22 protein-coding genes are annotated in these 23015 nt (G+C 62.3%); 7 read left to right on the top strand and 15 right to left on the bottom strand.

Annotation, left to right across the window (positions count from 1 at the left end; all coding sequences use genetic code 11):
- Positions 1-36 precede the first annotated feature (36 nt).
- Entirely contained in the window at positions 37-852 is an 816-nt protein-coding gene (locus RSE12_10520) for a hypothetical protein (GenBank protein ID WRH60847.1), read from the top strand.
- Entirely contained in the window at positions 849-1835 is a 987-nt protein-coding gene (locus RSE12_10515; protein ID WRH60846.1) for a glycosyltransferase family 2 protein, read from the top strand. Before RSE12_10520 ends, RSE12_10515 begins: the two co-directional genes overlap by 4 nt.
- Here RSE12_10515 and RSE12_10510 read toward each other — a convergent pair.
- From RSE12_10510 to RSE12_10500, 3 genes are read right to left on the bottom strand one after another with little or no spacing between them, the layout of a single operon-like run.
- Positions 1811-2626 carry an FkbM family methyltransferase gene (locus RSE12_10510; protein WRH60845.1) on the bottom strand — a complete coding sequence of 272 codons (816 nt, stop codon included), beginning with the start codon at positions 2624-2626 and terminating at the stop codon, positions 1811-1813. The two genes, RSE12_10515 and RSE12_10510, sit on opposite strands and share 25 nt — an antisense overlap.
- Complete coding sequence (locus tag RSE12_10505) at positions 2623-3531, bottom strand: hypothetical protein (GenBank protein WRH60844.1); 909 nt, start codon at positions 3529-3531, stop codon at positions 2623-2625. The genes RSE12_10510 and RSE12_10505 overlap by 4 nt, the downstream gene beginning before the upstream one ends.
- Entirely contained in the window at positions 3531-5642 is a 2112-nt protein-coding gene (locus RSE12_10500) for a glycosyltransferase 61 family protein (GenBank protein ID WRH60843.1), read from the bottom strand. Before RSE12_10500 ends, RSE12_10505 begins: the two co-directional genes overlap by 1 nt.
- A 478-nt stretch (positions 5643-6120) precedes the next feature.
- On the opposite strand from RSE12_10500, the gene RSE12_10495 reads away from it, so the two are divergent.
- The 5 genes from RSE12_10495 (at position 6121) to RSE12_10475 (ending at position 11532) form a co-directional block, all read left to right on the top strand.
- Positions 6121-7248, top strand: coding sequence for an extracellular solute-binding protein (locus RSE12_10495; GenBank protein WRH60842.1), 1128 nt, complete (start codon positions 6121-6123; stop codon positions 7246-7248).
- A 182-nt stretch (positions 7249-7430) separates the two neighbouring features.
- A complete protein-coding gene (locus tag RSE12_10490) occupies positions 7431-8513 on the top strand; it encodes an ABC transporter ATP-binding protein (GenBank protein WRH60841.1) in 1083 nt (360 codons plus the stop codon).
- 3 nt (positions 8514-8516) lie between these two features.
- Complete coding sequence (locus tag RSE12_10485) at positions 8517-9440, top strand: ABC transporter permease (protein ID WRH60840.1); 924 nt, start codon at positions 8517-8519, stop codon at positions 9438-9440.
- A 12-nt stretch (positions 9441-9452) separates the two neighbouring features.
- Entirely contained in the window at positions 9453-10262 is an 810-nt protein-coding gene (locus RSE12_10480; GenBank protein WRH60839.1) for an ABC transporter permease, read from the top strand.
- 253 nt (positions 10263-10515) lie between these two features.
- Positions 10516-11532, top strand: a complete 1017-nt coding sequence (locus RSE12_10475; GenBank protein ID WRH60838.1) for a Gfo/Idh/MocA family oxidoreductase — start codon at positions 10516-10518, stop codon at positions 11530-11532.
- Here RSE12_10475 and RSE12_10470 read toward each other — a convergent pair.
- The 12 genes from RSE12_10470 to RSE12_10415 form a co-directional block, all read right to left on the bottom strand.
- The gene (locus RSE12_10470; GenBank protein ID WRH60837.1) at positions 11529-12305 is read right to left on the bottom strand and encodes a metallophosphoesterase; all 777 of its coding nucleotides are present in this window, start codon (positions 12303-12305) and stop codon (positions 11529-11531) included. The two genes, RSE12_10475 and RSE12_10470, sit on opposite strands and share 4 nt — an antisense overlap.
- Complete coding sequence (locus RSE12_10465; GenBank protein WRH60836.1) at positions 12302-13219, bottom strand: diacylglycerol kinase family protein; 918 nt, start codon at positions 13217-13219, stop codon at positions 12302-12304. Before RSE12_10465 ends, RSE12_10470 begins: the two co-directional genes overlap by 4 nt.
- Positions 13220-13257: 38 nt before the next feature.
- Positions 13258-14880, bottom strand: a complete 1623-nt coding sequence (locus RSE12_10460) for a dihydroxyacetone kinase subunit DhaK (GenBank protein ID WRH60835.1) — start codon at positions 14878-14880, stop codon at positions 13258-13260.
- A 12-nt stretch (positions 14881-14892) separates the two neighbouring features.
- The gene (locus tag RSE12_10455) at positions 14893-15885 is read right to left on the bottom strand and encodes an ABC transporter ATP-binding protein (protein WRH60834.1); all 993 of its coding nucleotides are present in this window, start codon (positions 15883-15885) and stop codon (positions 14893-14895) included.
- Positions 15878-16972: an ABC transporter ATP-binding protein gene (locus RSE12_10450; GenBank protein ID WRH60833.1), complete on the bottom strand. Its 1095-nt coding sequence runs from the start codon at positions 16970-16972 to the stop codon at positions 15878-15880. Before RSE12_10450 ends, RSE12_10455 begins: the two co-directional genes overlap by 8 nt.
- 1 nt (position 16973) lies before the next feature.
- Entirely contained in the window at positions 16974-17333 is a 360-nt protein-coding gene (locus RSE12_10445) for a VOC family protein (protein ID WRH60832.1), read from the bottom strand.
- Positions 17334-17338: 5 nt separating this feature from the next.
- Positions 17339-17527 (bottom strand): hypothetical protein, encoded by a 189-nt coding sequence (locus tag RSE12_10440; protein ID WRH60831.1) that lies wholly within the window; start codon positions 17525-17527, stop codon positions 17339-17341.
- Positions 17524-18465, bottom strand: coding sequence for a carbohydrate ABC transporter permease (locus tag RSE12_10435; protein WRH60830.1), 942 nt, complete (start codon positions 18463-18465; stop codon positions 17524-17526). The genes RSE12_10440 and RSE12_10435 overlap by 4 nt, the downstream gene beginning before the upstream one ends.
- The gene (locus tag RSE12_10430) at positions 18462-19406 is read right to left on the bottom strand and encodes a sugar ABC transporter permease (GenBank protein WRH60829.1); all 945 of its coding nucleotides are present in this window, start codon (positions 19404-19406) and stop codon (positions 18462-18464) included. Before RSE12_10430 ends, RSE12_10435 begins: the two co-directional genes overlap by 4 nt.
- 129 nt (positions 19407-19535) lie before the next feature.
- Positions 19536-20852, bottom strand: coding sequence for an extracellular solute-binding protein (locus RSE12_10425; GenBank protein WRH60828.1), 1317 nt, complete (start codon positions 20850-20852; stop codon positions 19536-19538).
- A gap of 185 nt (positions 20853-21037) precedes the next feature.
- The gene (locus tag RSE12_10420; protein ID WRH60827.1) at positions 21038-22102 is read right to left on the bottom strand and encodes a LacI family DNA-binding transcriptional regulator; all 1065 of its coding nucleotides are present in this window, start codon (positions 22100-22102) and stop codon (positions 21038-21040) included.
- A 164-nt stretch (positions 22103-22266) separates the two neighbouring features.
- Positions 22267-22686, bottom strand: a complete 420-nt coding sequence (locus RSE12_10415) for a response regulator (GenBank protein WRH60826.1) — start codon at positions 22684-22686, stop codon at positions 22267-22269.
- Positions 22687-23015 lie beyond the last annotated feature (329 nt).

Here is a 23015-nt window from a genome sequence, read left to right as displayed (position 1 = left end):
ACAAGAGACCCGGCAATCCGGGCGTAGTGAGGCAAGATGTCAGTACCCCAGCGCCGTCCCGTCGCATCCCTGTGGATCGGCGAAAAGCTCCATTATCTGAACCAGCTCTGCCTGTTGTCGCATGTGCGGAACGGCCATCCGACGATCCTTTACTGCACGCATGACGTGTCGAACGTCCCTGACGGGGTGGAGGTGCGCAAGGCGACGGATGTGATGAAGATCGACATGGATATCGTGTCGCAGACATCGGAATCCTTTCTGTCGAACGTGTTCCGCTACAAGATGATTCAGGCGATCGATGCAGTTTGGATCGATTGTGATGCCTATTGCCACAAGCCCTTCCCCGATGAGATGCAGAACATCTTTGCAGGACATGGCTTTCGCGGCGCTTTGAACTGTGGCGTTGTATATATCCCGCCGAAAGGCGAGTTGATCGAGCAACTGCTTGATTACTACGAAAACCTGCCAGAGGCACCGGCTTGGTTTAACAAGCAGCAACGCAAGAAACTGGAAAAACAGGATCGCAGCCTGCCGCAGGCCGTGCGCATCTACAACGCCGAACGCACGGCTTTCGGGCCGCAGGCTTTTACGTGGTTTGCCCAGCAGACCGGCGATTACGAAAAGGCTCTGTCGCCGGATTACCTGTATCCGGTACCGTTTCAGTTGAACGACGTATTCTATGATCCCTACGGCCGGGTCGAAGGGCATTTCACCGACAACACGCTCTCGGTGCACCTCTATACCAACGGCACCAAACCGTGGTGGCGGCGCAACCCACCCCTGCCCAATTCCTATGCCGCCCGCATGTGCGAGATCGAAGGCGTAGACCCCAGCAAAGCGCTGGAAGAATGACAACCTGCCTTTATTCCGCGATGCGGAACGAAGGGCCGGACATTCTTGAATGGGTCGCCTGGCATAGGATTTTGGGGTTTGACCGGATCATCATCTGGTCAAACGATTGCACGGATAAAAGCGACCTGCTGCTGGATGCGCTGCAACAGATCGGCTGGCTGGTTCATCATCGGCACAGCCCCGCCTCCGGCGCATCGGTGCAGGGTGACGTGGCCATCCACGCCCTGCGCGACCCGCAGATCACCGGCGCGTCCTGGCTGCTGTGGCTGGATGCCGATGAATTCCTCGTCGTTCATGGTGGAGAGCGGCGCCTGCCAGATCTGCTGCGGGCCTTGTCAGATGCGGATGGCATGGCGATCAACTGGCGGCTCTTTGGTGACAGCGGACATGACCGCAGCCCCGACCAGCCGGTCATCGAGGGCTTTACCCAGGCGTCAAAGCTGGGCTTTCGGTTGAACCGAAGCGTAAAGACACTGCACAGGATGGACAGCCGCGTAGAGCAACTTTTCATTCATCGCCCCGTCTGGCCGGAGGCGGCACAACCGCACGTCCGCCTTGTGGCAGGGGACGGATCCCCCCTGCCCGCCGAATTCGTGCATGGCACAAAGGACAATGGGAACCCGCAGGAAATGGTGGATAAGGGCCGCCAAAACTGGAAGCTGGCCCAGATCAATCATTATGCTGTCAAGGCGCTGGAACGTGTGGCAGCAAAGCGCCTGCGCGGTGATGGCCTTTATGCGAACTGGTCTGATCGCTTTGATTTCCGATACCTCAAACGGTTCAACAAGAACGACGAGGTCGACAAAAGCGCGCATCACCACCTGCCCGCGCTCAGGGCGATGATGGAAACCGCGCTTGCCGATCCGGCGGTTGCCAAAGCCCATGCCGATTGCGCCGCCTGCTTTCGCAAGATGCTGGATGGCTTGCAACAGGAAACCCGGCATCTCGCGACAGATCGTTACGGCGCGTCGGTCGGCGGCTGACCGGCCGCTGCACCGGCGCGGCGGGCCTTTCGCCGGCTGGCGACCAAAAGGAAATTCTCGTTCGCTCGATAGCGACGATAACGCGCCCGCACGGAATAGCCGGTATCATCCACCCAACGCAGAAATTCATCGCGGTTTTCGTTGTCCACTTCGATGAAAATGGTCGGCTTGAACTTTGTGATCGTCTCGGAAAGCCCGCGCAGGACGCGCATTTCCATGCCTTCGACATCGATCTTCAGAAAGGTTGGCGCGCTGCCAAGCAAGAGGTCATCCCCCCGCGCCACCCGCAAATCGCCATCGCCTTCGACCATCCGCCCGCCGCCAAGATTTCGTTCTGGCGCATCAATATGCAGCCCCTCAGCGGCGACATCGGACAGGCCGCATCCCAGATGCGACAGATCGCACAGGTCAAGAACCCCGTTCAGGCCAAGATTGGCCAGAAGATGCTGAATGGCGGCCGGGTTTGGCTCAAAGCAGATCAGCTTGGCCGGGCGCAAGTATTTCGCGACGAAAAGCGAATGGTTACCGATATTCGCCCCAATATCCGCAAAGACCGCTCCCGGAGGGCAAGCGCTGCGAATAATTTCCAGTTCCTCTTCTTCGTAGAACCGGCCCATACGATGGTGCTTCTGAATCGAGTCTCGCGGCTTGGTGATATTGAAAAAGATCGGCTCGCCCCAAATCACGCTGCGGACAGTCACCCCCGGCAGCGACGTGCAGAGCTTTGCCGGCTTGGGGCCACCGGAATGTGCCTGCGCTTCGCCTTCCTGGATTTCGACAGTTTCCGTCACACTTCTTCCCCCGCTTTCAGGTCAAGCTCTGCGGCCTGAACCTTGCCCATCTGTGCAATCCGCCGGACGCCTGCCTGGCGTTGCAGCATGTCCTTGGCCTTGCGCGACAGGCCGTGTTCCTTGACGATTTCCCAATTGCGATAATGCACCGTGAAAATCTCGCGGTCCTGTGGTAGGGGTTCACCCCGCTTGCGGCCGCCCAAAATATAATGCTGCTCTTTGGGCAACATGTGCCAGTCCAGCCCAGCCTTGCGGATGGCCAGCGGCAGGGTCATTTGGTCGAGATAGGGCCGCTTGGCCGGAATCGTGGGTTCTGCCTCGATCTTGGCGGCAACCTGCATCCAAACCTCGGGGAAGCGCAGGCCTTCGGCATTGCGGTGCTGTTCGGGAAAGACAAAGAGGCCCGAACTGAAATAGGGCATCCGGTCCTTGCCCTTGTTCTGGTTCATCAGGCGGATGCGTTCTTCCGGTATAGGAAGCCCGGCCGTGTCATAGATCAGTGTCCACACCTCTTGCCCCGCCCAACCCATCGATGCAGCGGGGGTCAGGCTGACATGGCCTTCATGGATCAAGTTGGCCGGGTCATTGGGGCGCAAGAACAGGATGTCGGAGTCCAGAAAACAACTGTACTCGCTGTCGCGCGGTTGCAGCGTGGCCACCATCTTGTTGCCATGCGGATAGGGCGGGTCAAAGGCACCTTCGGTTTCCATAGGGCGCAGATCGCATCCCATCTTACCGAGGGTGGTGACCACATCCGGATCAATCTCTGCCATCCGGTGCGCCGGGCAATAGCCGATCATGGCGACCTGCGAACCAAAAGCTTCGCGAATAGACGCTGCAAGATAGCAGGCCATCAGCTGATACTTGGGCGGTTCGACGATGAAGAAAAACGTCAGCCTTTCCATCACGCATCCTCTTCGTCGGCATGGGGTTCATCCTGCCCCAACGCGCGCATGTCGCCCCCCCGGCGGGCAGCGAAATCCGCCAGCATCGCAGACATGGCAGCAGCGTCTGGCAGATGGGGGCGGAAGGATTTGGTCACATAACCCTCGGCGACCAGCGACTGAAAGAGGGCTGCAAAGTCGATTTCGCCCACCGACCGGAAATCCACTCGGTTCGATCCACCCGATACCCAATCGGTGCGGACCACGTTGATGACATCCAGCGCAACATCGCAGAAAGCGCGGAATTGCAACAGGTAATCCCCCGCCAACGCCTTTGACCGGCGCAGGATCATCGCGACCCGGGTGCCGGGATCGGTGACGTAGGCCGCAAGATGCAGAGCGGAACCGTCCAACGCCACGATCCGTTCCGCCGCGCGATAGCGCGCGATCTGCACGTCAATCGGGTGTTTTTCGGGATGAAACACCTCATAGCCCGCGCGGGCGAGGTTTTCCTCGATCACGGTCTCGCCGAGGATGCCGCCACGCTGGGCGGCAAGACGCGCGCGCGAGATATAGAGCTTCTTCCCACCCTCCGGCGCCACGGCCGCGCGCAGCCGCCCCTGCATGAAAGCGCGGTAGGCCGGGCTGCCGGCATAGCGTTCCGCCCAACCGAACCCCAATTCCGGAACGAACAGCCGTTCCACGCGCAGGGGCGTTCCGTAGGTGCGCACCGGCATGTCGATGCCCAGAATACGATAGAACCTGTCATGCCCTTCGATCACTTTCTCAATCGGGCCGACCTCGCCCCGATAGGGCAGATAGAGAATGCTTTCCGGCTGCACCGGAAGGTGGTCGAGCGCCCAGAGCCGGGCCGTGGATTCAACAAGGAAGTGGCCGAAATGGCCCCGGAAATTGCCACCGAACAGATGGGTGCCGGGCAGAGGTTTGATCTGCTCCGCTCGCTGCAGGCTTGGGGCTGGCATCGGCTTGCGCGCGCGGATCCAGCCCTGCGACAGGGCGCAATAGCTGCCATCCGCGCGAAGAATGCCGGATGCCAGCTTGCCATCACCTTCGCGTTCGGGAACAAAAATAGCCTGCGGCAGATCGAGGATCAGCCCTTCGAACGGTGCGGATGGCGCGCCATCGGTCACAACGATCCGGCGTTCCAGCACGGTTTCATCGGCAACCGGTTTTGCCCGTGCCGCCCGTTGCAAGCGACGCGCTTCGCGGCGGGCAAAGCCGCTTTCGGGGTTGGTCCGGCGCAGGGCAGCCATGGCCCCAGGCAAAAGACCCGCATGACCGCGCGCCGTGGCCTCGGCCACCAGCGCCCTTTGCCACGGAACCTGACCACGCCGGGCGCGGAAGGTTTTCCAGAACATCGGCCAGTCGGGCGTGCCCCGGACAACACCTTCGATCAGCTCTTGCAGACCGCCCACTTCCTTTATTTGTCGGATGGCGCGGTGCCCCATCAGCGGCACCGGCACATGCCGCACCCCTGCCCCGGTAATCCGCTTGGCATGGGCGCGGTCTTCGGCAACGAGCGGATCATAGACCAGCGTCACCTCGCCCCCCGTGCGCCCTGCCTCGGCCGCATCCAGAAATGCAGGATCGGACCAATCCCATTTGCGCGCGGCGAAACGATAGCGGCGTTCAAACGGGGCAATACTGCGCGACAGGGAGCTTTGCGGGCTGAAGGCAAGAACGGCCGCCCCCGGCACCATCGGCGCATAGGCCAGCGCGGCAAAGCCACCCATCGAGGCCCCGATAAAGACCACCCTGCGAAAGCGCGCGAAAACGCCTGCATCGCGCAGGGCGGCGATCAAGGCCGGGGTATCCGCGTTACGGTACCAATCCTTGCGGCTGGCCATAAGGCCCAGAAGCGAAAAGCCCGCCTGTTCCACACGCCACCGCAGCCAGGGTTGCGGCGGATCATATTCGCCCACGGACGAAAGGTTGTCGAAGGTGACGGCAAGAATATCCGAACCGGGCCGCGCCTCGAACCAGGCATCAACAAGACCACCGCGATACAGGAAACGATCCTTGGCAGCGGCCTTGGCCAGATCCTTCACCACAGGAGGAACCTTTACGGCCACCTTCTTGGCAGGGCGTTCAGCGGGCGTTTCGTCATTCATGGGATAAGTCCGCACAGGGGCGGGCCAGATACTCATACATCGCGCCACTCACTCTTGCCACGTGCCCACCGCCCCTGCCCGAACGTTTTACCACCCTCTTGACCGGGGTGCCTTTGCGGAAATCATACGTTCCGATCCGCCACCGGTCAAATCGCGCGCGGGCCTGACGCAATGGCAAAGGACGACTGTGGCGCGAAGCCTTCACTGACAAGCAAACCGGAAAGGCAGGCCATGGCTGGCTGACCGCAGGGTTGAGCGAGCCGCGCCAGCACAACCCCTGATCGCAACCCCATGGCCCAAGCGCGGAAACTTGGGGCAGTCAGTGGCTGGGCAGCGCCAGATCGACGAAAGTTCACGAAATCTTCTTTTGAGTCTTTTGCGAATCGTGCGACCAATACCGCCAAGATCGGCCAGCAAGGCACGGTCCGCTAACCAGGTGCAAGACAACCTGCACCGGGCCACAACAAGGGGAGCTATGATGAAAAGAACCACCTCCACCCTCGACCGCCGCACGCTGCTCAAGGGTACCGCCCTTGGGATCGGCGCGCTGGCTGCACCGGCGATCGTGTCGCGCAAGGCGCTGGCTTCGTCGGGCGAGCTGAACTTTACCGGTTGGGCAGGCTATCCGCTGTTTGCGGAAAAGGTGTTCCCGGCTTTTGAAGCCGCGACCGGCATCAAGATGAACTTCAAGGAACTGCCCGATCAGGACACCATGTTCGCCGATGCCAAAGTTGCGTTGGAAGCGGGCGGGATCGACCTGATCGAGCCGACGATCGACCGCGTCGGCGCGTGGAACGACAACGGCCTTCTGGGCGCGTTCGACGAATCCAAGCTGGCCATGGCCAACTATCTGCCGGGTCTGGCCGATGGCGCGGCGGGCGAGCGTTCGCGCAAGGATGGCGCGCTGCTGTATGTACCGTCGGTCTGGGGCACGGAATCGCTGGTCGTGAACGAGGCGGATGCCGTTCTGTCCGATCCGCCGTCGCTGGGCGATCTGTTCAGCGCGGAAAACCAGGTCGTGGTTCGCCCGCATTCGGCGCTGGCTGCCATGGGCCGCTGGCTGGATGCACAGGGCAAGCTGCCGCGTCCGTGGATGGATGGCTATACCGACATGGGCGCCATGGTCGAACTGTGGGATATCGCACTGGCCGAGGCGATCAAGGCCAAGGGCAATGTCGTGCAGTGGTGGTCGGGTGAGAACGAGGCGAATGCCGGCTTCACCGCCAACGGCGCGACGCTGGGCCTGTGCTGGGATTCCACCGGCTTCAACCTGCGCAATGACGGCTACAAGTATGTGGCCCCGGTCGAAGGTGCGATTGCATGGCATCAGGGCTTTGTCCTTATGAAGAATGCGACCAACGTGGATCAGGCGCATGAATTCGTGAAGTGGATCTCGACCGGAGAAGGCGCTGCAATGTGGGCGACCGCATTCTCGGCCAACCCGGTTGGCAAAGGCGCTTCCGACTTCATGGATCCGGAAGTGTCGGCCTATTACAACGGCACCTTCAACGATGAAGCGCTGTCGAAACTGTGGTGGTGGCCGGATCAGTCGGCCGAGTTCCTGGCCAAGCGGTCGGAATACGCTGACAAGTACAAGGCCTCCTGATCGGTCTTACAGTGACAGCACGCCGGGCCTTTGGTCCGGCGTGTTCATTTGCGAGGCATCCTGCGCTGGCGGGACAGTTCTGGCGATGCAATCTGGCAATACAGATTGCGCGGCGGAACAGGCCTGATAGCCTGATCAAAACGAACAAAAGAAAACACGCCACGACAGGGGACCACGACGCGATGAGCGCCGGAATTGATCTTGATAACGTATGCTGCGACTTTGGCAGCTTTCGCGCGGTTGACCATGCGAATGTGTCCATAAAACCGGGAGAGTTCTTCTCATTCCTTGGGCCGTCGGGCTGTGGCAAGACCACGATCCTGCGGATGGTGTCTGGGTTCATAGAACCGACGCAGGGGGTGATCCGCATCGGCGGCAAAGATATGCGCGGGCAGCGGCCCAACCAACGGCCGACTGCGCTGATCTTTCAGAATCTGGCATTGTTTCCCCTGATGACGATCTGGGAAAATATCTCTTTCGGGTTGGAGGTGCGGGGGGTCGACAAGGCCACGCGCCGCGCAAAGGCCGAGGAATTGCTGGCGTTGGTCGATCTGCCCGGCGCAGGCGACAAGATGGTGAGCCAGCTTTCCGGCGGGCAGAAGCAGCGTGTTGCGATTGCGCGCGCGTTGGCGGTGGAGCCGCAGGTGATGCTGCTGGACGAACCGCTTTCGGCGCTTGACCTGAAACTGCGCCAGCACATGCGGGCGGAATTGCGGGCGATCCAGAAGCGAACCGGCGTGACCTTCATCTACATCACCCACGATCAGGGCGAGGCGCTGGCCATGTCCGACCGTGTCGGGGTGATGAGCCATGGACGCATCCAGCAGATCGCCGATCCGCGCGAAATCTATAACAATCCAGTCAACGGCTTTGTTGCGTCTTTTGTGGGCGAAAACAACGTGTTCACTGGCGATCTTGGTATCGTTTCCGAAGGCATGGCAAGCCTGTCGACACCGCATGGCAGCTTCCGCGCCCGCATTGGGCAGGGCGTTTCCGGCAAGGGTGTAAAGCTTTATGTGCGCCCGGAACACACGATCATCAGCCAGACCGCCCCCCCCGAAAACGGGGTGCATGGGATGGTAGAGGAAGTGTCGTTTGAAGGCAGTTTCATCGCCATCCATGCGGTATCGGACAGCGGCATGAAGATGGTCGCGGAATTGCGCAATGACGGATCAGCCGCGATCCCCGCGATTGGCGATCAGGTCTGGATGGGCTTTGACGCCAACCGCGCCGCCATCCTGCCCGATGCCGATACAAAGAGGTAAGCCATGCAGGACCTGATCCGCCGTTACGGGCTTGGGCTGACAGGGTTGATGTGCCTGATCGTGGCCTTTTGGTTGCTGATCCTTGTCATCATCCCCAACATCACGCTCTTTGAAAGTTCCTTCCGGCCCTATTTGCCTGTGACCGAAATCGGCGGGCCGCGGGATACCTATTCGGTCAACAACTACCTGAAGGTTTTCGATGGCATGATCGAAACCTCGATCCTTGGCATGCCGATCACGGTGCCGGTCCACGTGATGACCTTTTCGCTGACGATCTGGTATTCGGTTGTTGTCACCCTGCTGTGCTTCGCCTTTGCCTATCCGGTGGCGTACTACATGGCGAAGATCGTCAATCCCCGGTCGTTGCCGACGCTGATGCTTTTGCTGTTCGTGCCCTTGTGGGTGTCCGAGGTGCTGCGCGCCTTTGCTTGGTGGATCATTCTGGCATTCAAGGGACCGCTGAATTCGTTGCTGCTGTTTATCGGGGCCATCGAAAAACCCGTGCGGTGGATCACGGATTACGACGCGGTGATGATCGGGTTGGTCTACACCTATATCCTGTTCATGCTGTTCCCACTGTACAACGCCATCTCTTCGCTGGACACAAACCAGATCGAGGCGGCCGAGGATCTGGGGGCGCCGTGGTGGAAGATCCATTGGCGGATCGTGCTGCCCCATGCCAAGCCGGGTGTCGCATCAGGGGCGGTGATGGTGTTCATGCTGTCGGCGGGGTCCTTGCTGGTGCCGTCGATCCTGGGATCGACAACGTCGCAATGGTTCACGCAGACGATCCAGCAATGGATGAATGACGCGCTCGACTGGAATACGGCATCGGCCTATGCGTTCCTGCTGCTGTTCCTCTGCACCGTTTTTGTCAGCGTCGTGATGTGGATTTTCCGCGTCAAGCTGTCTGACATCGCGAAATAAGGGGGGCGGGAGATGTACAAGTTCAGACAATCCCTTGCCCATCTGTATATGGGCGCTTTCCTGATTTACCTGCTTATTCCGTTACTTGTGATGGCGGGGGCGGCGTTCAATGACAGCAAGCTGCCGTCTATCGTGCCATGGAAAGGCACGACGGGGCGGTGGTTCGTGGAACTGGCTGCGGATGAGCGGATGTGGATCGCCTTTCGCAATACGATTGTCGTGGCCTTGGCAGTAGCCGTGCTGGCGGTGATTGTGGGGACGGCTGCGGCGATCTTGATCAACTCCATTTCGGGGCGGTTGCGGTCGATCATCTACGGGTTGATGATTTCCACGATCCTGATCCCCGGCGCGGTCATCGGGATTTCTACCCTGTTGATGTGGAACAAGATCGGTGTGCCACCGGGGCTGCATCTTTCGGTGCTGGGGCAGGTCAGTTACATCGCCGCCATGGTGATGCTGCTGGTGCTGGCGCGGTTGCAAAGCTTTGATCCTGCACTGGAAGAGGCGGCGCTGGACCTGGGGGCGAGCCATGGGCAGGTGATGAAGCGCATCCTGCTGCCGCATCTTTACCCCGCCATCGGGGCCGGGGCGGCGGTAGCCTTCTTTCAATCCATCGAGAATTTCAACGTGACGCAGTTCACGCGCGGCGGGGCGGATACGCTGACGGTCTATGTATTCTCGAAAGTGCGCGCTGGAATTACGCCCACGATCAATGCCTTGGCCGTGATCATGATCGGCATAACGATCATCATGGCGATCCTTTATGAGGTGCGTCGGCGGCGGATTGAGCGGCGGATGGCACAGATCACGGTCGAGGAATAGGCGCAGCGGCTACCTGGCCCTAGATGGCTTTCAGCTAGGCGTTTCACACGCCTTGCCCTACCCTGTTTTTCCCAAATTGATTATTTTGGCTGTGCAGCAGGCGGTGCAGACGCCTGTGCAGACAGCTGTGCATACGCGACGCACCCTCGATTCAGGTTTCGTTCACGGTCACCGCCCGGTTTGCTTGTCCGGCGAATGACACTGGTATAATGAGTGAGCCAGTTGGGCCGCGTGCCGGAAGGGGATCGACAGGATGGATTTTCGCGGTGTTCTGGTTGGCTGCGGGTTCTTTGCGCGCAATCACATGGCAGCTTGGGCCGATTTGCCGGGGGCGGGCATCATCGGGGTTTGCGACCGTGATCCAGCCAAGGCCGAAGCCTATGCCCGCGATTTCGGCATTGCCCATTGGGGAACGGATGCGGCTGAGATGCTGGCAACACTGCGCCCGGATTTCGTGGATATCGCCACGACCGTAGGATCACACCGCGCGCTGGTGGAACTGGCAGCCCAGCATGCACGGCTGGTGATCTGCCAGAAACCTTTTGCCGAGACGTTGGAGGATGCCGCTTCCATGGTCGCCGCCTGCGAGGCGCGGGGCGTGATGCTGGCGGTGCATGAGAATTTCCGCTGGCAACGCCCGATCCGCGAGGTGAAGGCCCTGCTGGATGCCGGGGCCATCGGCGTGCCGCGCTGGCTGCGCCTGTCGTTCCGGCATGGCTATGACATCTATGCCAATCAACCCTATCTGGCGGAGGTGCGCGATCTGGCGCTGACGGATATTGGGCTCCATCTGTTTGATATGGTGCGGCACCTGATGGGCGATGCCACGCGCCTGTCCTGCGAAGTGCAGCGGCGCAATCCCCGCGTGACCGGGTTTGATGCGTTTCAGGCGCTGGTCCGGCACGGGTCGGGCGCGGTGAGCACGGTGGAATGCAGCTTTCATTCGGTGCTGTCGCCCGATCCGTTTCCGCAAAGCCTGTTGCAGATCGAAGGGGATGACGGGTCGATCACCTTGGAGGACGGGTTTCGCCTGCGCCTGCACCGCGCGGATGGCGTGGAAGAGCGGGTGGTGGAACCGCCCTGCCCCGTCTGGGGCGCAAAGCCATGGCATCTGATACAGGATTCGGTGGCGGCGTTTCAGGGGCAGTTGCCTGTCGCCCTGTCGGGTGGGGCGGCGATGGAGCCCAGTGGGGCGCATAACATCGGGACGCTGGCGATGGTGTTGGCGGCAATCCGGGCTGCCGATATGGGCGAGACGGTTTCGCTTTAGCGCCAGCCTTCGGCTGTGCGCGCCCATGCGGTGGCGGCATCGGGTTTGAAGCTGCCGTCGCTTGCGGCGCGGAAATGGGTGATGGTCCCGCCTTCATCCGTCAGGTCGATCATCGAGAAGGCGTTGCCATCGTTGCGGGTACGTGAAGACAGGCAGGTGCCTGCCTGCACCGACAGGATGGTCGGGGCGGCGGTCAGCGGCGCGATATGGGTGAAATGCAAATGGCCTGACAACAGCATATCCACACCCATCCGGGCGAAGGCCGCCACAGCCACGGCCGCGCCCGCCAGCGAGGGAGCCTCGCTGTTGGGCGGTTCGGGCGGGTGATGCAGCGCCACGATGCGGCGGCGATCCCCCGCGCGGGCGAAGAGCGTGGCAAGGCGGTCCAGTTGCGCGGGGTGGATGCGGCCATCCTTCCATACGTGGGGGTTGGCGGTGTTGATCCCGGCGATCAGGGCGCGGGGGGTGGTAACTTCCCCTTCCAACGGGAGCGACAGGCCGCGGTTCCAGTTGCGCCACGGGGCCAGCAGGCGCAGCGGCAGGTTGAACAGGGGAATGTCGTGATTGCCGGGGATGGCCAGCAGCGGCGACGGGCAGGATGCGATGAAATCACGGGCGGCGGCGAATTGGCCGGGACGTGCGCGCTGTGTCAGGTCACCCGACAAGACCACGGCATCGGGGGCAAGGGTCGCCAGCGTGGCGGCCAATGCGCGGGGCAAATCCGGCGGGACGGTGCCGAAATGCGGATCGGACAGGTGGATGATGCGCGTCATGGGGTGACGCGATCCTGCACATCCGGGATGACGATGGACAGGGCATCGGAGTGGATCTTGAAGCTGAGCGGGGCAAGCATCCGGCGCTTTTCCCCATCAAAGGCCACACGGGGGCGACGGCGCGGGGTGCGGATCGTCAGGCTATGGGCGCTGAACAGTTCCACATCGGTGCCTGCATCCAGCCGCTTGCGGGCAAGGTGGAAAGCCAGTTTCATCAGGTGCCAGCGTGTGCCGGAGCGGGCGATGAAGACGGCGAAGCGGTCATCGCTGATGATGTCGGCCCCAGACAGGCCGAAGCGTTCCAACTGATAGGCCGAGCGGGCGATGAAGATCAGGGGCGTGCGCAGGGTGCGGCTGCCGTCTTCGGTTTCGATGGTGAAGGAGGGCGTGCGTTGGGCGCGGATCAGGGTGGCGAGCACTGTCCAATAGGCCAGCACGCGAAAGCGGCCCCAGCGGGCATACATCGCCTCACGTTCTGACAGGATGCGGGGGTAAAGGCCGAGGCTGACATTGTTCAGGAACAGCTGGTCATTGACGGTGCCCACGGAAATTCGGTGCGGGTGACCGGCGAGGATGGCGCGGGCGGCGGCTTCGGGATCCTCGGACAGGCCAAGGCCGCGGGAGACGAAGTTGAAGGTGCCAAGGGGCAGGATGGCAAGGCTGGCCTCTGTGCCAAGAAGCGCCTGCGCGATGCCGGTCACGGTGCCATCGCCGCCAGCGGCGACGATGGTGGTGAAGCCGTCGGCGAGAGCCTGTTTCACCGCATCGGCGAAGGTTTCGCCTTCGGTCAGGCGGCGCAGGGGGACATCGGGGCCAAAGACGGCCATCGCCTTCGGGATCGCGGTGCCGTCACGGCTGGCGCGGCCCGATCCGGGGTTGGCGAGGACGCAGATTGAGGCGGGATCGACGGGCATGCGCGCACCATAGCGGGAATGCCCGTCGATGTAAGGGGTCAGCCTGCGGCGAGGGTTTCAAGAAGTCGTGCAACGCCTTCGGCACCGGGGTCGTTATACCCTGCCAGCTTGTCTGCCGAGAGATAGGAGGCGCGGCCCGCCTTAGCGCGGGTCATCTGGGCGGTGCTGTCGGCCCCGGCGCGGGCGGCGGCGGCGGCGGCGGCGACGCCTTGTGGCAGGGCGGCAAGGGCCGGGGCGAGTGCGTCGATCAGGGTGCGGTGGCCGGGGGCGGCACCGCCCACTTGCATCACGCGGTCAAGGCCGGCGGACAGCGCGCCGATCCAATCCTTGCCAGAGGCCGAGGCATCGCCGGCGGCGGCGAAGAAGATGGCCAGCAGAACGCCGGAGGATCCACCCATGGTTTGCGACAGCTCCATCCCGATGGCGCGGTAAAGCTGGGTGGGATCGGCCAACGGCAACCTGTCCAGCGCGGATTGCAGCGCGCGGGCAGCCCCGGCGAGGGTGGAACCGGTATCGCCGTCACCCGACTTGGCATCCAGCGCGTTCAGGTCTGTCTCGCAGGCGATGAGCGCCTGGCAGCAGCGGTCCAGCAGGGCGCGGCGGGCGGGATGGGGGGAAGGCACGGGCAGGATGGGGGCCAGACCATCGGGCAGCGGGCGGGTGGCGACAGGGGCCAGCGTGGCCAGCGGCGGCCAGGCTGGGGGGGCGGCGGGGGCGGAGAGGTGCGCCACCTCGGTCTGCGTGACCGGTAGGAGCGAGACGGAGAAGCCGTGCATGTCGAGCGATGTCATCAGGGGGGCGGGGCCGATCATCCATTTGACACGGTCACCGATGGCAGATCGGGCGAGTTCTTCGGCCAGCACCGACATTTCAAGCGGCGTGGTGGAGCCGAGGTTGTTCAACAACGCCACGTGATCGCCGGTACCGAGGCGGGGAAGCAGCCTGTCGACGACCATGGCCATGGCGGCGCGGGCGCCGGAGAAATCGACCTGTTCCACCCCGGCCTCGCCATGGATGCCAAGGCCCAGTTCCGCCTTTCCCGCGCTGATGCGGTCTTCCTTGGGCGAGCCCGGAACGGTGCAGGTATCGAGCGACATGCCGATGGAAATGGCCCCGTCGATGATGCGGCGGGCGGCGGTTGAGATGGTGTCGAGATCGGTCCCGGCTTCGGCCATGGCCCCGGCGATCTTGTGGACGAACAGCGTGCCCGCCACCCCACGCGCCTGCGGCAGATCTGGCAGGGCCACATCGTCATCGACGATGACCATGGAAACCTTGAGCCCGAAAGCCCGCGCCCGTTCGGCGGCGAGGCCGAAGTTGAGGCGGTCGCCGGTGTAATTCTTGACGATCAGCAAGCAGCCAGCCTTGCCCGTCACCGCCAGAATCCCTGCCAGAACGGCATCGACAGAGGGTGAGGCGAAGACATCGCCGCAGACGGCGGCAGTCAACATCCCCTGCCCCACGAAACCGGCATGGCTGGGTTCATGGCCCGAGCCGCCGCCCGACACCAGCGCGACCTTGGACCGGTCCCAATCGGTGCGGACCACGACTTTGATATGCGGATAGCCATCCAGCCGCGCCAATCGCCCGTTGGAGGTGCGGATCAGGCCATCCAGCGCCTCGGTCACCAGGGTTTCCTTGCTGTTCATGAACTGCTTCATGGCGGGCTCCTGTCAGATGCGGTTGCCGCTGGCGTCAAACCAGAGCGGGTTGTCGGGGCGGATGGAAAGGCTGTCGCCGGGGGAAAGCGGTGTATGGGGATCGGCCAGAGTGATGATCTCATGCCCGCCCATGGTCAGGTGCAGGCGGGTCTGGTCGCCCAGATGTTCCACCCGGCGCACGGTCGCGGGCTGGCCGTCGCCCAGCGCCACATGTTCCGGGCGCAGGCCAATCTGTGCCGCCCCGGCAGGTGCGGCCCCGAAAGCATTGGCGGGCAACAGGTTGATGCGCGGCTGGCCCAGGCGGCTGGCTACATAGGCGGAGACGGGGTTTTCATAGATCTCGCGCGGGGTGCCGAATTGCACGAGGCGGCCCTGATCCAGCACGCCGACATGGGTGGCCATCGTCATTGCCTCGATCTGGTCATGGGTCACGTAAAGGAAGGTGGCCCCCAGTTCGGCATGGATGCGTTTAAGCTCGATGCGCAGATCGGCGCGGAGTTTGGCGTCCAGCGAGGAGAGCGGTTCATCCATCAGGTAAATGCGCGGGTTGCGGACCAGCGCACGCCCGATGGAGACGCGCTGCATCTCGCCCCCGGACAACTGGGTCGCCTTGTTGTCGAGTTTATGCGCGATGCGAAGAACGGAGGCCACTTCATTGATTTTACTAGAAATCTGCGCCTCGGGCCAGTTCATCACGGGAGAGCGCAGGGGAAAGGCCAGATTGTCGCGGACGGTGAGATGCGGGTAGAGCGAATATTGCTGAAAGACCATCGCCACATCGCGCTGCGCGGGCATGTCATCACGGACAGAGCGGCCCGCGATGGCGATGTCGCCTGCATCGGGGCGGTCAAGGCCCGCGATCAGGCGTAGTGTGGTGGTCTTGCCTGCCCCGGTGGGGCCCAGGAGCACGACGAAGGACCCGTCAGGAATGGTCATCGACACATCCGATAGGGCGCGGGTGGCGCCAAAGGATTTGGTCAGGCCGGACAGGACAACCTCAGCCATGATGCACCCCCGCATTGGCGGCCGTGCGCAAGGCGCGGCCTGATCCGGCATCAAACAGCGACAGGGTGCGCGCATTCAGCCGCAGGCCCACGGTTTCGCCCAGACGCGCCACCTCGCCCGAGGGGATGCGCGCCTTGACCGGGCCATGGGCGGTGGAGAGCGTGACGATCTGGGTGGTACCCAGATATTCCGATGCCTCTACCCGCCCGCGATAGGGGGCATCATCGGCCAGCGCCACATGTTCAGGGCGCACGCCCAGGACCAGCGCGCCGGAGGCGGCCTCTTGCAGTTCCGGCAGGGCGATGGGGGTGCCGCCGAGGGTGACGCTTTGATCGCCCGGCTTTGCGGTTCCGTCAAAACGCAGGAAGTTCATGGCCGGGCTGCCGATGAAATCGGCCACGAAGAGCGTGGCGGGGTGATCATAGATATCTTGCGGGGTGCCGAATTGTTCGACAACGCCGTGGTTCATCACGACGATCTTGTCGCCCATCTGCATCGCCTCCAGCTGGTCATGGGTGACATAGACGGTGGTGGCACCCATCCTGTCATGCAGGGCGCGCAGCTCTTCGGCCATGCGTTCGCGGAATTCGGCATCCAGCGCGCCGAGCGGTTCATCCATCATGAAGGCCTTTGGATTGCGGACGATGGCGCGGCCCAGCGCCACACGCTGACGATCACCACCGGCAAGGCCGCCCACTGGCTTGTCCAGAATAGATTCAATGCCAAGGATGCGGGCGACCTCGGCCACCTTGGCGGCGATCTGCGCCTTGGGGACGCCCTGACTGACGAGCGGGTAGCTGATGTTCTTGCGCACGTTCATATGCGGGTAGAGCGCGAACATCTGGAAGACCATGGCGATGTCGCGCTGTGAGGCGGGTTTCATGCTGACATCTTCGCCGTCGATCAGGATCTGGCCGGAGGTGGGAAGTTCCAGCCCGGCGATCATGCGCAGGGTGGTGGTCTTGCCGCAGCCCGAGGGGCCGAGCAGCATGAAGAATTCGCCATCCTTGATGGTGAAGCTGGAGCCTTTGACGGCGGTGAAGGCGCCGAATTCCTTGCGCAGATTGCGGATGACGATTTCGGCCAAGTCAGATCTCCTGCCCTGCGCGGATGAGGTTTCCGTTCAGGTCGATGAGGGCAAGTTCGGCCATGCCCCAGGGTTTTTCGGAAAGCGGGATGTAGCGGGGGATGCCCGTGGCGGGCAGGTCGAGCGCGGACCATTCGCGATGCAGCGCGGCTATGTCGGCGGGGCGCAGATAAGCGCCGTGGTCGTTGGTGGCGGGGTTCTGGTCGGGGTGATGGAAGAAATGCACCTCGGCCCCGTCGCGTTTCATCAGAAGGTATTCGGCATCGTCGCGATAGACGGTTTCAAAGCCGAGCCGCGCCCAGAAGGATTCTGTCAGGGCGATGTCGCGGGCGGGCAGGATGGGGCAAAGCTTTTCCAGCATCGCGGCTATTCCGGGAAATGCGAGACGATGATGAACATCACCGTGCCCGCCAGAGTGACGAGGAAGCTCCAGGTATAGAGCGCGAGGGCGAAGGGCTGCATCAGCATGAAGACACCCAGCCCGATGAGGATGGTGGCCAGCAGTTCCCACGGGCCGCGGCGCAGGCGGAAGAGGCCGTTGAGGAAGGACATCATTTGCGGACGGCTCCGAAGGTGATCCCGCGCAGCAGGTGTTTGCGCAGAAGGATGGTGAAGATCATCACGGGCAGCAGGAAGATGGTGGCCCCGGCGGCGACGGCGGGCCAGTCCTGACCGCCCACACCGATGATGGTCGGGATAAAGGGTGGCGCGGTCTGGGCGGTGCCGGAGGTGAGCAGGACCGCGAAGGCATATTCGTTCCAGGCGAAGATCAGGCAGAAGATCGCGGTGGAGGCGATGCCGGTGGCGGCCTGCGGCAGGACGACCTTACGGAAGGCCTGAAACCGGGTGTAGCCGTCGATCAGCGCGGCCTCTTCGTATTCGCGGGGAATTTCGTCGATGAAACCTTTGAGCAGCCAGACGGCAAGCGAGATGTTCACCGCCGTATAAAGCAGGATCATGCCCAGATGCGTATCGGACAGACCCAATTCGCGGTACATCAGGTAGATGGGGATGGCCACTGCGATGGGCGGCATCATCCGGGTGGAGAGGATGAAGAACAGGATGTCATCCTTGAGCGGCACCTTGAAGCGCGAGAAGGCATAAGCGGCCAGCGTGCCGAGGAAGATCGACAGGAAGGTCGAGCCGAAGCCGATGATGACAGAGTTCAGGAAGCGTTCGCCAAAGCGCGATGGCCCAGCGATGACCATGCCGCTTTCGCGGACGATTTCGTCATACCATGTCTCGGCCGGGGGAAGGTTCTGGAACTCTTCGGCCGCGACGCGGGTGCGGGTGGTGAAGAGGTTGACGTAGCCCTCAAGCGAGGGCTCGAACAGCACCTTGGGCGGGTAGCTGATGGAATCCGGCCCGGACTTGAAGCCGGTGGAGATGATCCAGACCAAAGGCAGCAGGGTGACGAAGGCGTAAAGGACGACGAGCACGCCAGCGACCAGTTTGGAGCGCGAGGTGGGTTCGGTGATGGAATAGGCGCTCATCTTTCTTTCACCTTGTTCAGGGCCTTAACGTAGATGGAGGCGAGGCCGAAGACCGTGACAAACAGGATGATGGCATAGGCGCTGGAATAGCCGGTGCGCCACTTTTCGAACGCCTCACGCTTCAGGTCGATGGAGGCGAGCAGGGTTTCGTTGCCCGGTCCGCCGCCGGTGAGCAGGACCACCATGTCGAACATCTTGAAATTCTCGATGCCACGAAACAGCACGGCGAGCATCAGGAAGGGCAACACCATGGGGATGGTGATGGTCCAGAACTGCCGCCATTTGGAGGCGCGGTCGATTTCGGCCGCCTCGTAGATGTAATCGGGGATGGAGCGCAGGCCTGCGAGGCAGATCAGCATGACGAAAGGCGACCACATCCAGGTGTCGACGATGATGATGGACCATTTGGCATAGCCCCCCGCGCCGAGCATGGAAAAGCTGGAGGCCGGGGTGCCGGTGACGAGTTCGACCATGTAATTCACAAGGCCGATCTGCGGCTGGTAGAGGAAGGTCCAGAAATTGCCCACCACTGCGGGCGAGAGCATCATGGGCAGCACGATCAAGGTGGTGAGCAGATCATTGCCCTTGAATTTCCGGTTGATGAGCCAAGCGAGGGTGAAGCCGATCAGCACCTGAAAGAACAGCGTCCAGAACAGGAAATGGGCCGTGGTCTGCATGTTGGCCCAGATGCCATCATCCGTAAGGATGCGGACGTAATTGCGCAGGCCGACCCATTCCACCTCTTCGTTCGGGCGGTTGGCCCGGTAGTTGGTGAAGCTGAGCCGGACCGTCCAGATCAATGGGAAGATGTTGATCGCCAACAGCAGGAAGATGGTTGGTGCCACGAACAGCCAGGCGATGGCGCGATCGGACAGGCCGCGCACCTTGCGGGCGATGGGTTCGGGTGTGGCGCGTGCGGCAGCGGTGATGGGATCGGGCATCGGCATGGTCCTTCGGGCGGCGGGGTTGCCCCTGCCCCTGCCCCGCCAGCGGCGGGACGAGCGATCGGGAGGAATGCCCCGCCCGTCTGATCCGTTGCAGGATCGGGCGGGCGGGGCGAGAGGGGAAGGTCAGAGCTTGCCTTCGTCCTCGAACACTTCGGTCCAGTCGGCGATCAGGCCGTCCAGCGCCTCTTGTGCGGTGCCCTGATCGGCCACCACATAGTTGTGCAGACGTTCCTGCATCGCCAGCAGCAGCGAGGCATAGGCCGGCTCCTGCCAGAAGTCCTGCACGCCACCCATTGCTTCGAGGAAGTCACCCGCGAAGGGGGCGGTGTTCACGAAATCCGGGTCTTCGAGAACGGCCTTGTGGCAGGAATAACCGCCCATCGACCACCACTTCTTTTGCACATCCGGCTGGGCGAACCATTTGATATAGGCCAGCGCGCCATCCATGTTGTCGGTATAGGACACGACCGAGATACCCTGCCCGCCGAGCGTGGAGGCGGCCACGTTCTGCGCCGGGTTCACGAAGAAGTCGATCTTGTCGCCCCCGGTGTTGGGATCGGCATAGAGGCCGGGGAAGAAGGCGAACCAGTTCATCGCCATAGCCACCTGCCCGGATTTGAAGGCATCCAGCGACTGTTCCATATAGGCGTTGTCATAGCCCGGAGGCGTGGCGGTTTTGTAGAGTTCCTTGTAGAACTCCAGTGCCTCGACCGCCTCGGGCGAGTTCACGGCGCCTTCCATATCGTATTTGCCGGGGGTGTTTTCGTATTTGAAACCCCAAGCATAAAGCGCGCCGGTGGCACCCATCGTGATGCCTTCGGATCCGCGTTCGGTGAAGATCGAGGCGCCATAGACAGTCTGGCCGTCGATTTCACGCCCCTGGAAGAATTGCGCGATTTCGAGCAGTTCCTTTTGCGTCTTGGGTTCGGCCAGATCGCGGCCGTACTTTTCCTTGAACTCGGCCTGAATTTCCGGACGGGCGAACCAGTCCTTGCGGTAGAACCAGCCGTTGGCATCGCCCATCGCGGGAAGTGCGTAGTAGTTGGGTTCGCCCTTGGGCCAGGTGGAATAGGCGCGGACGGTCGCCGGGGCGAAATCGTCCATGCTGATGCCTTCCTTATCGAAGAAGTCGTTCAGCTTGACGTAGTGGCCGTTTTCGGCGCTGCCGCCGATCCACTGGCTGTCACCGATCAGCAGGTCGCAAAGCTGACCGCCGGAGTTGAGTTCGTTCAGCATACGGTCTGCGAAATTCGGCCATGGCACGAATTCGAAGTTCATCTTGATGCCGGACTGGGTTTCGAAATCCTTGGACAATTCAACGAGCGCGTTGGCGGGATCCCAAGCGGCCCAGCACAGGGTAAGTTCATTGTCTTGCGCGGATGCCATGCCCGCGATGCAAAGGGCTGCCGCCGAAGAGGCGGCAAGAAGTCTGGCCTTCATCGTAGTTCCTCCCGTTTCAGAATGATTTGTTATCGTGCCCGTTTGGACAGCTGCGCTGCCCCCGGGCCTTCTTTGATGTTTACGATAGGCTTGGCGGGGCGAGTCTGTCCATAGATTTCTGAGGTACGTTCCTCATTTTTTGGCGCGACATCTGGCGCGCGGTCTTTATCATTTAATTTCAAAGCTTAAGCGGCGTCTTCCTGACGATCTTCGCGCGGCTCGGCAGGAAGGTTTTCGCGGATGACGACCTCGATCCGCAATTGTTCCTGCCCTTCGTCGATCGGGATGCGGTCGGCTTTGGCGCGCAAAACACGCAGGGCGGAGCGGGCGAGATGGCCGGGATTCTGTGCGATGACAGCATCGAGATGGCCGGCCAGAAGTGCCTGCCGCGTGTGCGGGGTCAACTCATGCCCGATCACCACGAAACGACCGAGAAGGCCACGGTCGCGCAGCAGCGCGGCAAGCGCACGGTGGCCGGAGCCGAGCAGATAGAGACCGACAACATCCGGCGTGGCGGCAAGGCAATCGCCCACGGCGCGGCGCAGCTGTTCGGCAGAGCCGTGGGTTTCCAGCGTGGGCATCACATCCAGCGCGGGGAAATCGGCAAGAAGCACCTCATCGAACCCGCGGCGGCGTTCGATGCTGTCACGCAGAAGCATGCTATCGGCGACGACCAGCACGCGGCCCGACAGGCCACGGCAGAAGCGGCCCATCAGGACGCCCGCCGTGCGGCCTGCGGCGTGGCTGTCGATGCCCACGAAATGATCACGCCCCGTGTTGGGCAGATCAGAGCCAAGTGCCACAAGGGGAATGCCGCGCAGACGCAGGGCGCGCACGGCATCGCGGATGACGGGGGTTTCGGGGGCCATCAGCGCGACACCGGCCACATCTTCGGCCTGAAAGCCCGCGAGAAGGTTGGACAGCACATGCATGTCTTCGGGCGGGTAGCGCAGCAGATCCAGGCGCAGGCGCGTGGCGGCGGCGAGGGCGGCGGCCTCGGTCAGTGCTTCGGCGAGGGTTTGCACGAACTGGCTGTCGCCGTCGGGCAGCAGGGCCACCATGCGATAGGAACGGCTGCGGGCAAGGTTGGCGGCGGCGAGGTCGCGGACATAGCCAAGGCGGGTGATGGCGTCATTCACCGCCGTTATCGTCTTGGCGCGCACGCCGGGGCGCGCGTTCAGAACGCGGTCCACCGTGGCAAGCGAGACCCCGGCTTCGCGGGCTATGTCATTTACCGTCGGTCTGGTCATCCCTGCGCCCTGCCCCGCATATCGGGGGTGGTTCTTTATCCGGGCAAGATTGAGGTACGTCAATCAATCCGTATCGCGGCGGCCATCAGCCAAAGCGGCAGGGATGAAAAAAGGCCCGATCCACCATGCTGCCGGGGATCGGGCCTGAGTATGTCGGCACGCGATCAGGCGTGAGCGCGGGGTGCGCCGTGACCGACCAAACACACGATGCTTTCGATTCCGGTGGCGGAGATGGGTTTCGGCAGGAACCCGTTCATCCCCGCATCAAAGCAATTGCGACGCGAGTCGTCGTCGATGCGGCGGGTCAGGGCGACGATCGGAACAGTCGCCCCGCGCCGCGATTGCGCGCGCAGGCAGCGGGTGGTGTCCAGCCCGTCGCGGCCGGGCATGGCGAGATCCATCAGGATCAGGCCGATGTCATCGCTGGCGGCATAGGTCGCCAGAGCGGCATCGCCATCCTCGGCCTCGATCACCTCATATCCGCGCGCCTCGATCAGGACGCGGGCCACGAGACGGTTGATGGCGTCGTCGTCGACCACCAGAATGCGGGGCCGGTCTGCGGGTGCGGGTCGATGCGCTGTCACGTCGTGGGTCCTGCCTTGGATATCATGTACGGTCGGCATTGCACTGGCCTGAATAAGGGGTGTTGTCCGGGTCTGTCTGTCCTGTCCGCCGGGATGCCCCCACCAAAGGCACGCCCCGACGACCATGGGATAAAGCTGGGCCTAATCGCTGAGTCGGGCAAGCGGGGGGGGAGGCCGGAACAGGCGGCTTTGACCGCCCCGTTTATGGCCATAAACTTTGGTTTATGCGGCCTTTCGGTCACGGCAGGCGGCAGGTTGCGGGCTTTGTTTCACGGCCGGAACCAATGCGGGGAAAGACCGCCGGATTGTAGCAAACCCATGAAAAACGG

It is taken from the genome of Fuscovulum sp., assembly GCA_035192965.1.
Classification (GTDB): domain Bacteria; phylum Pseudomonadota; class Alphaproteobacteria; order Rhodobacterales; family Rhodobacteraceae; genus Paragemmobacter.
The sequence above is the reverse complement of the archived record's forward strand: the minus strand, read 5'-3'. Positions and strand labels throughout refer to the sequence as shown.